This is a genomic window from Massilia psychrophila (assembly GCF_002760665.1).
Taxonomy (GTDB): Bacteria; Pseudomonadota; Gammaproteobacteria; order Burkholderiales; family Burkholderiaceae_D; genus JAFCUW01.
Genome location: NZ_PDOB01000003.1, coordinates 49,504 through 64,306 on the forward strand (window position 1 = coordinate 49,504; position 14,803 = coordinate 64,306).

A 14,803-nucleotide genomic window follows, 5' to 3' on the forward strand; every position below is an offset into this window, starting at 1 on the left:
ACGCAACGAAAAACAGCCGCGAATTTCGCGGCTGTTTTTTGTGCTTCGATGTTGTGTTCCCGCTTAACGCGGGTCGAGATTCTTCTTGAAAAATGCCTCGATGGTGGCGTACACGTGGCGCTGGCCGGCGCGCGAGGAGATGCCGTGCTTGGCGCCAGGATAGGTCATCAGGTCGAACTTGATGCCGCGGTTGACCAGGCCGTCGATCAGGCGGGTGGTGTTGGTGAACAGCACATTGTCATCGGCCATGCCGTGAATCAGCAGCAGCGGCGACTTCAGGCCATCGAGGTGGGCGAACACGCCGCTCTGCTTGTAGGCTTCGGGGTCGGACTTGGGCGTGGCGCCGACGAACTGTTCGGTGTAGTGGGTATCGTACAGCGCCCAGTCGGTCACCGGCGCCACCGACACGCCCATCGCGATCTTGCTTGACGCGGCCGACAGCAGGCGCAGGCTCATGAACCCGCCGTAGCTCCAGCCGAATACGCCGACCCGCTTCGGATCGACGAACTTCTGCTTGGCCAGCCAATCGATGCCGGTGACCTGGTCTTCGACCTCGTGCTTGCCCAGTTCCTTGTAGATGACGTCGGTGAATACGCGTTCGCGGCGCGAAGAACCGCGGTTATCGAGCCGGAACACGACGTAGCCTTGCTGCGCCATGTACTGGTCGAAATAGTTGCCCCATTTGCGGGCCACGTGCTGGGCGTGCGGGCCGCCGTAGGTCGACAGGAACACCGGGTAGCGCTTGCTGGCCTTGAAGTTGCTCGGTTTGATCATCGAGTAGTACAGCGTCTGGCCGTCGTTTGACGTCAAAGTGCCGTATTCGGTGGCCAGGTGGTCCAGCTTGAATTTGGCGTACGGATGGCTGCCGTCCAGTTCATTGCGCTCGAGCCAGCCGACCATCGCGCCGTCTGGCTTCCTGATCGAAATTTGCGGCGGCGTGTTCGGGTCCGAGAACGTATCGACGAATACTTCGCCGTTGCGCGAGAACGCCGCCTCGTGCCAGCCGTCGGCGGTGGTGATGCGAACCGGAGCGTCGGCGCCGCTGCCGTCAAGCGGGAGCGAATAGATCTGCTTGTCGACGACGTTGTCGCGGTTCGACGAAACGAACACGCGGCCGGTCTTTTCGTCGACCGCCTGGACGTTGTCGATGCCCCAGGCGCCGCTCGACACGGTATGTATCAGCTTGCCATCCATGCCGTACAGATACAGGTGATTGCGGCCGCTGCGTTCGGACGACCATAGGAAGGCGTTCTGGCTTTCCAGGAAACGCAGGTCGTCGTGGATACTGACCCAGGTGGCCGAGGTTTCGGTGAGCAGCGTGCGCTGGGCCAGGGTGGCAGCATCGACCGCGATCAGGTCGAGGCGCTTCTGGTCGCGCGACTGGCGCTGGTACACCAAAAATTTGCTGTCGGCGCTGAAGTCGGCGCGTACCAGGTAAATGTCCTTGTCGGCGCCGATGTCTACTTTGCGCTGCACGCCGGTAGCGGGCGAGACGATCATCAGCTCGGCGATGACGTTGGGGTCGCCGGCGGCCGGGTAACGCTGCTCGACGACGTCGGTACGGTCGGCAAAAATTTCGAAGCGACGCACCACCGGCACCGGCGCTTCGTCGAAGCGCTTGTAGGCGATGGCCGAATCGTCCGGCGCCCAGTAGTAACCGGTACGCTGGCCCATTTCTTCCTGCGCCACGAATTCGGCTTCGGCGTTGTGGATGGTGTCTTTTCCGTCACTGGTCAGCTGCTTTTCGGCACCCGTGGTGAGGTCGATCACCACCAGGTTCTGGTTGCGCACGAACGAGACGTAGCGGCCCTTGGGTGAAATTTTCGGATCGGCGACATTGCCGGAAGCGACTTTACGCGCGCTGTCCGGATGGGCGGCGTCGACCAGGTACAGGTCGCCGCCGATCGGCACCAGCAGCTGCTTGCCGTCGGGCGACCAGCTGTAGTTCAGGATGCCGGTCAGGTTGGCGCTGCGGGAGCGCTCGCGGCGCGCCTGTTCCTCGGGTGAAATCGATTCGTTCGGCACCAGCAGTTTCGAGTCGACCAGGCGATGCGTCGTCTTGTCCTTCATGTTGAATTCCCACAGGTCCAGCTGGAACTGGTTGTCGGCACGGCCGCGCAGGAACGTGATGCGTTCGCCGTCAGGCGATACGCGCAGGTTGCGCACGCCAGGTCCCGCCAGCGCCGGGTCGGCGTGGATACGGTCCAGTGTCAGGCGTTCGGCAGATGCGGGAACGGCCGACATGGCGGCTAAAAAACAAAGGAAAAAACGCATGGATTGTCTCGATGTGATTGGTTGAACTGGAACAACTTCGAAACGATACCAGAGTCGGGTGGTGAACGCTGAACATACGGGAAGCCCTTGTATAAGCGAGCACGCTACAGTCAGGCCGTCGTTCCCGCGCAGGCGTTTCGCCCGATTTGGTAGCGGACCGACGCAATTGGATCCCCGCATTCGCGAGGATGACGGCGTCGGAGCTTGTGGGAAGGAGACGATGTCAAGCTGCCAGCACGCGCCGATTGGCCAGCTTCCGCAACGCTATCGTCAGCAGCAGCGCCGCCACCGTCAGCCCCAGCACCAGTCCGATCCAGAATCCGAACGCAGCCATTGGCGCGCTTGGCGACCATGGAAACCAGGCCGGCGCCAGGCCCAGCACGTAGCCCAGCGGCAGCGAAAATATCCAGAACGCGACCAGCTGGATGACCATCGGCTGGCGCGTCACCTTGTAGCCGCGAATGGCGCTCGAAGCGGCCACTTGCGTTGCATCCGACAATTGGAACAGGGCCGCGAACAGCAGCAGCTGCACGCACAATTGCTGCACTTGCGGGTCGGACGTGTAGGCGCGCGCAATTTCCCAGCGAAACAGCGCGATGAAGCCGGCCGACAGCGCGCCGAACGCGATCGACATCGCCACCCCCACCCACGAGACAAAGCGCGCCTTGCGCGGATCGCCTCCGCCCAGGGACTGGCCGACCCGGGTGATGAGGGCGATGCCGAAGCTGAGCGGCACCATGAATACCAGCGAGGAAAAATTGAGGGCGATCTGGTGGGCCGATATCTGCACCACGCCGAAGCGCGCCACCAGCAGGCTGACCGCGCCGAACGCGCTGACCTCGGCAAAATAGGTGACGCCGATCGGCAGGCCGAGCCGCAGCATGCTGCCGATCTCGGCCCAGTTCGGCCACTCCCAGTGGGTGAACGGAAACGTCTGCGTGTAGGCCGGCGCAATCCGGATCCAGGCGACCATCGCCGCCAGCATCAGCCACATGCTGACGGCGGTGGCCACCGCGCAGCCGACCGCGCCCATTTGCGGCATGCCGAGGTTGCCGAACACCAGCAGCCAGTTGACGGCCACGTTGAACAGCAAGCCGCCGACGGCAATGATCATCACCGGCTTGGTCTGGTTGATGCTGGTGGTGTAGCCGTACAGCGCGCGGTAGCAGGCGAACGCCGGCATGCCCAGGCTGATGACGTGGACGAACATCGAGGCCTTGTCGTTGACTGCCTGCTCGAGCCCGATATGGTCGAACAGCAAGGTCGACAGGTTCGCCGCGGCGCACGCCAATAAACCCACGCCGACGCCTTTCCACAGCGACTGGCGTACCGAGTGCGCAATCAAATGGTAATTGGCGGCGCCCATTTCGTGGGCGACGACGGTATTAATCGCCATCATGATGCCCATCACCGTGACCAGCACGATCGACCACACCGAGGCGCCCAGCGAGACGGCCGCCAGCTCCTCGGCGCTGACGTGGCCGGTCATGGCGACGTCGGCCACGCCCATGCCGACGGTGGCGAGCTGTCCGATCAGCATTGGCCAGGCCAGCTGCCACATGGCCTTGATTTCGGTAGCGACAGCGGAGGAGGGCGAAGCGATGGCGGTGGACATGGAATGCGCGGCGGCGGAAACCGGTGATTTTACTGTCTATCCGCCAGTGCCGCCAACGATCTCATCGCCACTGACGCTGCCGGTAACGCAGGCAGATCGGCATGGCCGTCTGAACTTCGGCTCAGCGCGCATATCCCCGCTTTTTAAACGGGTCAGACCCCATTAAAAATTGGCTAAGGCAGGCTTGTTCCGCTTTTTAAACGGGTCAGACCCCATTAATGGAGACGACCATCCCGCTGGAAAACATCCAGGATGTAACGTTTGTGGAGGAACCGATCCTGCGCCACATCCACCTCAGCACGCTGAAGTTCGACACCGCGGGGCATAGCGTCGGCCAGGTCTCCGACATGCACCTGACCGGCATCATCGAAGCGAGGCTCGAGGAGATCGTCGGCTTGCTGAAGCAAGGGCGCTAGCTGATAGTTGCGCCGCTCAGTAGCGCCCAACCTCAACCGGCGGCAGCGACTTCAGGTAGGTGTACACGGCGAGCAGGTCGGTGTCGGTCATGTGCTTGAACGAATCGACCGGCATTACCGGGCTGATCGGCGTGCCGTCCGGCCGGCGGCCGCTGCGCATGGTCGCCATGAAAACGTCGCCCGTCGGGTAGCGGGGCATGACGCTGCCCTTGCCGGGCGTCAGGTTGGCAGTGGCTGGCCAGGACGGCGGCGCGCCGGGAACGACGCCGCCGCTCAGGCGCGCGCCGTGGCAACCGATGCAGGTGTTGGCCACATAGGCGCCATGCTCGATCGACACCGCGGGCGCCACCGGCATCGAGGGCGGTAACGCGTGATCGATTTTTTCGGCAGCGTCTTTTACCGCGCCGAACGCATACAGGACTTTGACCATGGCCGGCAGCTCGATCACCGGCGCGATGCCGGCCGCCGGCGGCAATTGCCTGACGTAGGCAATCACCGCCGCCATGTCGGCGTCGGTGAGGCGGTTGTAGTCTTCGCTCGGCATGATCATGATCGGCTTGCCGTTCGGCTTGACGCCGTGGCGCACCGTGCGCACCCAGTCCTCGACCTTGTAGGCGCTCGTTACGCTGTTGGCGCCGGCGGTGATGTTGGGCGAAATGACCAGCATCGCACCCTCTTGCATGACGGTCTTGCCGGCGCCGTTGGCGCCATGGCAATCGACGCAGCCGCGGGTGCTGAACAGGTAGCGGCCCTGTTCGACCTCGGCCGGGTCGCCGCGCACGTCGACCGGCGCCACCTGCAGCGCGATTGTGCGCACCAGCTTGCGCTCGCCCGCGGCTTTGCCGCCGATCACCGTTGCGACGCCGGCCAGTGCCAGCAGACCCAACCCGATGCTGGTGCGTCTCATCCACTTGTTCATGGCATGTTCCTTTTTTTCAACACTACTCCGTGGTATCAATTTATCATGTTAGCAATAATGAAATAAGTGATAAATCAAACCGCTGTCATGTTTTCCCGGTAAAGTGCAGTCATCAAAAGCGAGCAGTGCGCCGCCGCGCGCAGCGCTGCAGTACGATCAAAAAAAACCAATGCCGGGAGTGCTGTTTCGTGGAATACAAAGATTATTACCAAAGTCTGGGCGTCGAGAAAGCCGCCTCGGCCGACGACATCAAGAAGGCTTACCGCAAGCTGGTGCGCAAGTACCATCCCGACGTCAGCAAGCACAAGGATTCCGATAGCAAGACCAAGGAAATCAACGAAGCCTACGGCGTGCTGGGCGACGCTGAAAAACGTACCGCTTATGACGAGCTCGGCAGCGGCGGGCGCGCCGGCCAGCGATTCCAGCCGCCGCCCGACTGGGCCTCGTCTTTCGGCGGCGGTGCGAACGGCGCCGACAGCGATTTCTTTTCCGACCTGTTTGCCAATGTGGGACAGCGCTCGCGCGGGCGTGGACCGGGCGCCGGCTACCAGGCGCGCGGCGAAGACATTCACGCCGCCATCACCGTCGACCTGGTCGATCTCTACCACGGCGCCACCCGCACCGTCACCATGCGCGTGCCGCAGCGCGACGCCAGCGGCCGGGCGGTGACCACCGACAAGTCGATCGAAGTGAAGATTCCCAAAGGCGTGTTGCCGGGCCAGCAATTGCGCCTGTCCGGCCAGGGTCATCCCGGCATCGGCGGCGGCGGTAGCGGCGACCTGTTTCTCGAAATCGGCCTCAAGAGCGACCAGCGTTACCGTGTCGATGGCAGCCACGTATACGAAACCGTACCGGTGACGCCGTGGGAAGCGGCGCTCGGCGCCGGCATTGCCGTGCCGACGCCATCGGGCGATGTCGAAGTCACGGTACCGGCCGGCTCGCAAACCGGGCGCAAGCTGCGCTTGAAGGGGCGCGGCATTCCAGCCCGGCTGCCGGGCGACCTGTACCTCGTCCTTGAAGTGGTATTGCCGCCGGCCGACAATGAAAAGGCCCGCGCCCTGTACGAAACCATGGCGCGCGAGCTTGCCTTCAACCCGCGCGCGCGCACCGGAGCTTGACCATGTCACAAGACGATCCCGTGAACGCCGTGCCGCTCGAAGAAGTGGCCCTCAGTGTCGAGGAACTGGCGCGCGCCTGCGCCGTCGAGCCCGATTGGGTGGTGCGCCACATCCGCGCCGGCGTCCTCGGCGAAGGCGACAGCATCGAAATCACTTCGGTGCGCTTTCGCAGCGGCGACCTGCTGCGCGCGCGCGGCCTGCTGAGCCTGGAGCAGACCTTCGACGCCAACGAGGAGATCGCCGCCCTGGTGCTCGACCTCGGCGACGAAATCCATCGCCTGCGCGCGCGCCTGCGGGTGCTCGAAGGCTGAGCGTTCGCGCAGTACCCGCCAAAAACCGGACATCCCCCCTGCGTCGCGCCGGCCGGATTTCCGCTGCCTTAATATTTGTCCACGACAATTATATCGATACCCGTATAATTTCTTCCTATCCGTCACCGCCGACGCTCACTCTGCTACCCTCCGTACATGGTAAAGATCAACCCGGTTCCGTCCACTTCCCCCCGGCGCACCATCTGTTTCGACCGCAATCGCCTTCAACTCGAGGATATCGCCGCCGTGGCCGACGGCAGCGCGCGCGCCGTCTTGTCGTCCGACCCGGCGTTTCGCGCCGCGATTGCGCGCGGCCCGGCCTTTCTCGACCGCTTGCTGCAAGAGGAGGGCGTCATCTACGGCGTCACGACCGGCTACGGCGACTCCTGCACGGTGCCGGTGCCGGCTGAACTGGTGGCCGAATTGCCCCACCAGCTCTACACTTATCACGGCTGCGGCCTGGGGGCGTTCCTGACGCCGGCGCAAACCCGCGCCGTCATGGCAACGCGCCTGGCGTCGCTGTGCAAAGGTTTTTCAGGGGTCTCGGTTGCGCTCCTCGAACAGATCGTGGGCCTGCTCGATGCCGGCATACTGCCGCTGATTCCTTCGGAAGGTTCGGTTGGCGCGAGCGGCGACCTGACGCCGTTGTCGTACCTCGCGGCGGTGCTGTGCGGCGAGCGCGAGGCGTGGTGCAACGGTGAGCACGTGGCGGCGGGCGAAGCGCTGGTTGCCGCCGGCATGGCGCCGCTGCGCCTGCGGCCGAAGGAAGCGCTGGCGATCATGAACGGCACTGCCGTGATGACCGGCTTGGCCGTGCTCGCCTATGGCAGCGCCGAGTACCTGGGCCAGCTAACTACGCGCATCACGGCCATGGCGTCGATCGCGCTCGACGGCAACGCCGATCATTTCGACGAGGTCCTGTTTTCGGTCAAGCCGCATCCCGGCATGCAGCGGATAGCCGCGCGCATCAGGGGCGACCTGCCGCGCGCCGAGCGCGCGCGCAACGGCAATCGCGTGCAGGACCGCTATTCGATCCGCTGCGCGCCCCACGTCATCGGGGTGCTCGAAGACAGCCTGCCATTTTTCCGCCAGCTGATCGACAATGAGCTTAACAGCGCCAACGACAACCCCATCATCGACGCCGACGGCGAGCACGTGCTGCATGGCGGTCACTTTTACGGCGGCCATATCGCCCTTGCCATGGATACCTTGAAAAATACCGTGGCAAACCTGGCCGATTTGATGGACCGGCAGATCGCCCTGCTGGTCGATGCGCGCTACAACAACGGCCTGCCGCCCAACCTGTCCGGTGCGACGGGGCCGCGGATCGCAATCAATCACGGCCTGAAGGCGCTACAGATCAGTTGCTCGGCCTGGACCGCCGAAGCGCTGAAGCTGACCATGCCGGCATCGGCCTTTTCGCGCTCCACCGAGTGCCACAACCAGGACAAGGTCAGCATGGGCACCATCGCGGCGCGCGACTGCCTGCGCGTGATCGAGTTGACCGAGCAAGTTGGCGCAGCCTTGCTGATCGCGGTACAGCAAGCCGTGCGGCTGCGCTGCGAACTCGACCCAAAGCTGGCGCTGTCGGCCGCGGTCGCCGCGATGATGGCATCGCTCGCCGCCGACGTCGCGCCGGTAGAAGAAGACCGGCGCCTCGACCTTGACCTCCACCTGTTGTTGACGCGCATTCGCGGCAAGGCATGGCGCCTCTATGTGTAAAAGGCAACGTTCAATTTGTTCTGGACAAACGATGGGGCAACAGTAATGTGTTGATGGCGATTAATCGTTGTAGTATGACAATATCGTAGGCGCAATTCGGCTGCCATGCGGTCTGCCGCCAACCTCCACTTTTTAGGAAATCACCATGCTAGAACTTGAAACCATTGCTTTCGGGAAAACAGGCATCGAAAACGTCCTCGGCAAGCTGGCGGACAAGGACTTCGACAAGCTGGCTTTTGGTGCCATCGAACTGGACAAGAATGGCACGGTATTGAAATACAACTCGGCCGAGGGAGCCATCACCGGGCGCGATCCGGCGACCGTCATCGGCAAGAATTTTTTCCGCGATGTTGCTCCATGCACCGCCAAGCCGGCGTTCAAAGGGGTGTTCGATGCCGGTGTCAAGGCAGGCAACCTGAACACGATGTTTGAGTACGTGTTCGACTATCAGATGCAAGCGACCAAGGTCAAGGTACACATGAAACGCTCGATCAGCGGCACGTCGTACTGGGTCTTCGTCAAGCGCATCTGACCAATCGGCGGCGGCGTGGCGATCAAACAGCCGGTGGCCCCGGTGTGGTGGGAACATGATGCGCATCTGCTGCGCTTTGTGTGCGACCTGGTGGCCGGCGAGTTGTCGCTGCTGCGCCGCAGCCGCGTCGAGCCGGGCTTGCCCTGGCCCGGGACGCTGCATATCGGACGCGATCTTGGCGCCGACTCGCTCGAAGTACTCTCTGTCGCCACCGCATTGTCCGACATGCTGCATCTGCACCGGTCGGGGATCGAGGATTACCTGTTGGCCCGGTTGGAAATCGAAGAGTGGGCAGCGATTGCCCGCCAGAGCCTGCGCCAGTTTTCAGCCGAACTGACGTTTCGCACCTCCGGTAGCGCGGGTATTCCGAAACGCTGCACCCACCCCGTGTCGTCGCTTTGGCAAGAGGTAGCCGTCCTGGCGGCGTTGCTGCCGGGACGGCGGCGCATCCTCAGCGCCGTGCCTAGCCATCACATCTACGGCTTCCTGTTTACGGTGCTGTTACCGCAGGCGCCCGGCATGCAAGACCTGGATGTGCTCGATGTGCGCGGCAGCTCCGCGGCTCGGCTGGCGCACGAACTGCGTGCTGGCGACCTGGTCGTGGCGCATCCCGAATTTTGGCGCGCCGCGCTGCAGTCGCAACCGTTATTCGCGCCCGGCGTAATCGGGGTGACGTCGAGCGCCCCATGTCCGGATGAACTGGCCGAGGCATTGCTGGCGGCAGGCCTGGACAAACTGATCCAGGTATATGGCAGTTCCGAAACCGGCGGCGTAGGGTGGCGCGAGTCTGCCGCTGCGCCTTTTCAAGCCTTCCCGTACTGGCGGCGCGTGGCTGAGGACGATGCGGTGCTCGAGCGTACGCTGCTTGACGGCGCATGCGCGCGTTGCGCCATCCAGGATACGCTGGAATGGGTCGGCACCGACACCTTTCGACCCGCGGGCCGGATCGACCAGGCGGTGCAGGTCGCCGGCATCAATGTGTTTCCGGCCCAGGTGGCTGCCGCATTGCGCGAACACCCGGCGGTGCTTGACGCCTCCGTGCGGCTGATGCGCGCCGACGAGGGCAACCGGCTCAAGGCATTTATCGTGCCCCGCGCGGCGCACGCCGATCGCGTCATGCTGCAGGCGCAACTGGCGGCATGGTCGCGCGAGCGCTTCGACAGCTCCCAGCGGCCGATGGCGTTTTCATTCGGCAGTCAGTTGCCAAGGCAGGCCAACGAAAAGCTGGCGGACTGGATCATCGACGCTACCGGTTAAGGCAGCGCAGTTGCCCGCCCTACTGGCAAGGTTGCACGCCAGCCGCGGCCGAAACGCTGGCAGCTCAAGACGCCTTGAGTGCCGGATAATCGATATAGCCACCCGCGCCGCCACCGTACATGGTGGCTGGGTCCGGCGTGTTCAACGGTGCCACGATGCGCAGTCTCTGAACCAGATCCGGATTGGCGATGAACGGACGGCCAAAGGCAATCAGGTCAGCGCTGTCGCTGGCGCGGGCGGCCAGGGCCAGGTCCAGATCGTAGCCGTTGTTGGCCATGAACAGCCCGTTGAACAGGCGGCGCAGAATCTGCAGGTCGAAGCCGCCGGGCACCTCGCGCGCGCCGCCGGTGTCGCCTTCGATTACGTGCAGATAGGCCAGATGAAAACGGTTGAGCTGTTCGACAGCGTAGGTGAACAGCGCCTGCGGGTTGCTGTCGGCGATGTCGCCAAAGGCACTGAGCGGCGAAATCCGGATGCCGACCCGATCACCGCCCCAGACCTGGACCACGGCTTCCGTCACTTCCAGCACCAGCCGTGCGCGGTTTTCGATCGAGCCGCCATAGGCATCGGTGCGCTGGTTGGTCTTGTCGCGCAAGAACTGGTCGAGCAGATAGCCGTTCGCCGCATGGATTTCGACGCCGTCGAAACCGGCGGCCTTGGCATTGTGTGCAGCGCTGCGGTATTGCTCGACGATCGAGGCGATTTCGCTCGTTTCCAAAGCGCGCGGTGTCACCATCGGTACGAAACCGTCGTTGGTATAGGACTGGCCTTCGGGTTTGATTGCCGAAGGTGCCACAGGTAAAGCGCCGTCGACTTGAATCGATGGATGGGAAATGCGCCCTACGTGCCACAGCTGCAGGAAAATCTTGCTGCCGGCCGCATGCACGGCCTCGGTAATCTTTTTCCAGGCTTGTACTTGCGCGTCACTGTAAATGCCGGGCGTGAAAATGTAGCCTTTGCCCTGTGGGGAAATCTGGGTAGCTTCGGCAATAATCAGTCCGGCGCCAGCGCGCTGCACGTAGTATTCGGCGGCCAGGTCACCGGGGATATCGTCTTCCTTTGCGCGGCTGCGCGTCAGCGGCGCCATGACGATGCGATTGGACAATTGCAGCGGTCCGAGTTGCATCGGCTTGAACAGATCGCTCGATGCGTTGCGATCGACTGCAGCGTCGTGCGCGGCGGTAGTGGCGGTAGTGGCGTTAATGGCGTTAGTGGCGGTCATGGAACTGGTCATTATTTGATCCTGTAAAAGAGGAGCGGCGCGGCGCGCTGCTTTGACTGCGGCTTCCATGCTTGAACGTACGAAACGATGGCGCGCAATCAATTTGAAAGGAGATATCTTAGACGCAAAGGCAGATCGGCGTCGGACCCGACAGAAGTTGTTACTCAGGTACTATGCTGAGACGTGGCACAGCCAAGCCTTCATAATTGGCCTTTTCGATGCGGTCGGGCCTGCCGGCACAGAACAAGGCGAGTGTCGGCGCTGGCGCTGTAGGGACCGGCGCTGTCGCTCTTGGTTGGACAATGCCGGTGCGCCGGGCACCGTACGCCGTCAGGCCTTCTTGACCCAGGCGGCGCACCATCCTTTCGCGCTCACCTGCTTGCCGCCAAACGCACCGCACGGCGCCATCGGGTCGGTCGACTTGCCGGCGTACAGCTGGCAATTGGCGCACAGGCGATCTTTGGCGTAGGTGGGCCACTTCTTGACGTCGACCTTGCTGGCGTCTGCCTTGTAGCCCAATGCCACGGCCGCCGGATCGGACTCGGGCAGCACCTCGGCACGGGCGAACGCAGTTTTGCCGAGGCCGAGAGACAGGGCGGCGGCGGGAATCGTAGTAAGGAAGATACGGCGCGTTGTCATGATAACTCCTTCGGAACGTGAACAAGAAGTGTACCAACATCTTTTCGCAGAATCGCGCGTTTCGTTTGAAATATCACGCTATACTTGAGTTTTGCCGGTTCACTTACGGTTCATTCTTGGTTCAATCATGATTGTCTTGCAAATTAAAACGAAGGACGCCGCTCCCGCCGTGGGCTATCGCAGCGGCGTCGCCGCGCGGCTCGCCGGCCTGCCGGTGGAAACGCTGCGGGTCTGGGAGCGCCGCTACGGCGTCTGCGACACGCGCCGTTCGGCGCACGGTCAGCGGCTCTATTCGGAAGCCCAGGTCGGCCGGCTCAGCCTGATCAAGCAACTGGTCGATCATGGCCATCCGATCGGTTCCTTGGCACAGTTGGAACTCGACCAGCTGCGCGCGATGGCGCCGGCGTCGCGCGCGCCGTCGCGGCCGCTGCGGCTGGCGCTGGTGGGTCAGGCAATGGCGCTGCGGCTGTCCGGCAGCAGGAGTGCCTGGCCGGGACTCGACATCGTCGGCAAGTGCCGGGAACTCGATGGCGCCGCAGCGGCATTGGCCGGCAGCAGCGCCGAGGTGCTGCTGATCGAAGTGGCGGAGCTGGACGACAGCGCGCTGCCGGCGATCGTCGCGCTGCGCCAGCAGCTGGGCGCGGCAATCGTGGTGCTGTACCGCTTCTGCGCCAGCGCGACGATCCGCCATCTGCGCGAGCAGGGGTGCCTGGTGGCGCGCGTGCCGGCCGACGCCGCTGAAATTGTGCTGCTGTGCCAAGCTGCGTTGGCGGCCGTGGTGGGGCAGGCGGAGCAGGCGGGGCAAGCGGATCTGCCGCAGCACGCGCCATCGGCCGCGCGCCGCTTCGACGACGAGGCGTTGTCCGCGTTGTCCGCGGCGAGCAACAGCGTGGCCTGCGAATGCCCGCGCCACCTGTGCGACATCCTGCTCATGATCAACAGCTTCGAGCGCTACAGCTTGCAGTGCGCTTCGCGCACGCCGGCCGACGCGCTGCTGCATGAACAGCTGGGCATCGCCGCCGGCTCCGCGCGCGTGCTGCTGGAAGCGGCCCTCGAGCAGCTGGCGCGGGCCGATGGCCTGCCGCTGCCCGCCGCACTGTAGGAGGTCCGCCCATGCCGCGCCCTGATTCAGAGTTTGATCCGGTGGTTGACGCCACCCCCGCCACCACGCTGCGCCTGCTGCTGGGCGACCAGCTCAACGCGCAGCATTCCTGGTTCCGGCACCGCCACGACGACGTCGTGTATGTGCTGATGGAAGTACGCCAGGAAACCGACTACGTCCTGCATCACGCGCAAAAAATCATCGCCATTTTTGCCGGCATGCGCGAGCTGGCGCGCCAGCTCGCTGCAAGCGGCCACCGGGTCTGCTATCTCACTATCGACGACGCCGCCAACTTGCAGTCGCTGCCGGCCAACCTGGACATGCTGCTGGCGCGCTACAGTGCCGCCGAATTCGAATATCAGGCGCCCGACGAATGGCGTCTGGATGCGCAAATGGCGACGTATACGCGCACGCTGGCGGTGCGTTCGGCCATGGTCGACAGCGAACATTTTTACAGCGCGCACGGCGAAGCCGCGCAGTTGTTCAGCAAACGCCAGCGATGGTTGATGGAGCATTTCTACCGCGCCATGCGCGTCAAGCACAAGGTGCTGGTCGACGCCGACGACAAGCCGCTCGGCGGCCAGTGGAATTTCGACCATGACAACCGCAAGTCGTGGCCGGGAACGCCGACCGCGCCGGCCGACTGGCGCGCGCCGCACGACCATTCGGCGCTATGGGAAACGATCCAGAAAGCCGGCGTCGCCAGCTTTGGCGCGCCGCACGCAGCGGCCCTGGCCTGGCCGCTCAACCGCGACGAGGCGTTACAGCACCTCGATGCCTTTGTCGAACACGCGTTGCCGCATTTTGGCCAGTTCCAGGATGCCATGAGCAGCCGCTCGTCGCGCCTGTTCCATTCGCTGCTGTCGTTCGCCCTCAACACGAAAATGCTCAACCCGCGCGAAGTCGTCGCCAGGGTCGAATCTGCCTGGCACGCGGGCCACGCCCCGCTCGCCGCCGTCGAAGGGTACATCCGCCAGATCCTCGGCTGGCGCGAGTACGTGCGCGGCGTGTACTGGGAACAGATGCCGGAGTATGTGGAGCGCAACGTGTTTGGCCACACCCGGGCCTTGCCTGGCTGGTTCTGGACCGGCCAGACCAAGATGCGCTGCATGGCCAGCGCGATCGGCGACTCGCTCGAACACGCGCATACCCACCACATCCACCGCCTGATGGTGATCGGTAACTTCGCCTTGGTGGCAGGGCTCGATCCGGTCGCGCTGCACCACTGGTACCTCGGCGTATATATCGACGCGTTCGAATGGGTCGAACTGCCCAACACGCTGGGCATGAGTCAGTTCGCCGATGGCGGCATGCTGGCCACCAAACCGTACGTGTCGAGCGCGGCGTATATCGACCGCATGAGCGATTACTGCAAAGGCTGCCATTACGACAAGAAGCAGCGTTTGGGCGAGCGGGCTTGCCCCTTCAATGCGCTGTATTGGGATTTTTTTGCGCGCAATGAAGAGCGGCTGGCGAGTAATCCGCGCATTGGGATGGTATATCCGCAGTTGCGCAAGATGGAGCCGGAGGCGGTGAAAGCGTTAAGGGAGAAGGCGGGGGAGTTGAGGGCGCAGCTCGATGGGTTGTAAGGACGTCCGAGGTGCGCAAGGACTGCGGTGCCGCTACCTCTTTCGCTCCCGGCGTGGCGATACGCTGCCGTCTTGACGATGGCAATG

13 protein-coding genes are annotated in these 14,803 nt (G+C 63.5%); 8 read left to right on the top strand and 5 right to left on the bottom strand.

Going from position 1 to position 14,803, the window contains the following annotated elements; translation table 11 throughout:
- Positions 1-63: 63 nt before the first annotated feature.
- Both CR103_RS03200 and CR103_RS03205 read right to left on the bottom strand, forming a co-directional pair.
- Entirely contained in the window at positions 64-2,274 is a 2,211-nt protein-coding gene (locus tag CR103_RS03200) for a S9 family peptidase (RefSeq protein WP_099914569.1), read from the bottom strand.
- Positions 2,275-2,497: 223 nt separating this feature from the next.
- Positions 2,498-3,889: an MATE family efflux transporter gene (locus tag CR103_RS03205; protein ID WP_229442678.1), complete on the bottom strand. Its 1,392-nt coding sequence runs from the start codon at positions 3,887-3,889 to the stop codon at positions 2,498-2,500.
- Positions 3,890-4,107: 218 nt separating this feature from the next.
- Between CR103_RS03205 and CR103_RS03210 the strand changes: the two genes are divergently transcribed.
- On the top strand, positions 4,108-4,305 hold the full coding sequence (locus CR103_RS03210) for a PH domain-containing protein (protein ID WP_099914570.1): 198 nt from the start codon (positions 4,108-4,110) through the stop codon (positions 4,303-4,305).
- 16 nt (positions 4,306-4,321) lie between these two features.
- On the opposite strand, the gene CR103_RS03215 is transcribed toward CR103_RS03210, so the two are convergent.
- Positions 4,322-5,224 carry a c-type cytochrome gene (locus CR103_RS03215; protein WP_099914571.1) on the bottom strand — a complete coding sequence of 301 codons (903 nt, stop codon included), beginning with the start codon at positions 5,222-5,224 and terminating at the stop codon, positions 4,322-4,324.
- Between the two features lie 188 nt (positions 5,225-5,412).
- On the opposite strand from CR103_RS03215, the gene CR103_RS03220 reads away from it, so the two are divergent.
- The 5 genes from CR103_RS03220 to CR103_RS03240 all read left to right on the top strand — a co-directional run bounded on the left by CR103_RS03220 (position 5,413) and on the right by CR103_RS03240 (position 10,164).
- Positions 5,413-6,342 (top strand): DnaJ C-terminal domain-containing protein, encoded by a 930-nt coding sequence (locus CR103_RS03220; RefSeq protein WP_099914715.1) that lies wholly within the window; start codon positions 5,413-5,415, stop codon positions 6,340-6,342.
- A 2-nt stretch (positions 6,343-6,344) separates the two neighbouring features.
- A complete protein-coding gene (locus tag CR103_RS03225) occupies positions 6,345-6,653 on the top strand; it encodes a MerR family transcriptional regulator (protein WP_099914572.1) in 309 nt (102 codons plus the stop codon).
- 156 nt (positions 6,654-6,809) lie between these two features.
- Complete coding sequence (locus tag CR103_RS03230; RefSeq protein ID WP_099914573.1) at positions 6,810-8,375, top strand: HAL/PAL/TAL family ammonia-lyase; 1,566 nt, start codon at positions 6,810-6,812, stop codon at positions 8,373-8,375.
- Positions 8,376-8,520: 145 nt separating this feature from the next.
- Positions 8,521-8,907: a photoactive yellow protein gene (gene pyp, locus CR103_RS03235; RefSeq protein WP_099914574.1), complete on the top strand. Its 387-nt coding sequence runs from the start codon at positions 8,521-8,523 to the stop codon at positions 8,905-8,907.
- 15 nt (positions 8,908-8,922) lie between these two features.
- Complete coding sequence (locus CR103_RS03240; RefSeq protein WP_099914575.1) at positions 8,923-10,164, top strand: AMP-binding protein; 1,242 nt, start codon at positions 8,923-8,925, stop codon at positions 10,162-10,164.
- 64 nt (positions 10,165-10,228) lie between these two features.
- Here CR103_RS03240 and CR103_RS03245 read toward each other — a convergent pair whose 3' ends face one another.
- The gene (locus tag CR103_RS03245; RefSeq protein WP_099914716.1) at positions 10,229-11,386 is read right to left on the bottom strand and encodes an alkene reductase; all 1,158 of its coding nucleotides are present in this window, start codon (positions 11,384-11,386) and stop codon (positions 10,229-10,231) included.
- 330 nt (positions 11,387-11,716) lie between these two features.
- Entirely contained in the window at positions 11,717-12,028 is a 312-nt protein-coding gene (locus CR103_RS03250) for a high-potential iron-sulfur protein (RefSeq protein WP_180279263.1), read from the bottom strand.
- A gap of 124 nt (positions 12,029-12,152) precedes the next feature.
- Between CR103_RS03250 and CR103_RS03255 the strand changes: the two genes are divergently transcribed.
- Entirely contained in the window at positions 12,153-13,127 is a 975-nt protein-coding gene (locus CR103_RS03255; protein WP_099914577.1) for a MerR family transcriptional regulator, read from the top strand.
- Between the two features lie 11 nt (positions 13,128-13,138).
- Positions 13,139-14,716, top strand: coding sequence for a cryptochrome/photolyase family protein (locus tag CR103_RS03260; RefSeq protein ID WP_099914578.1), 1,578 nt, complete (start codon positions 13,139-13,141; stop codon positions 14,714-14,716).
- Positions 14,717-14,803: the final 87 nt, after the last annotated feature.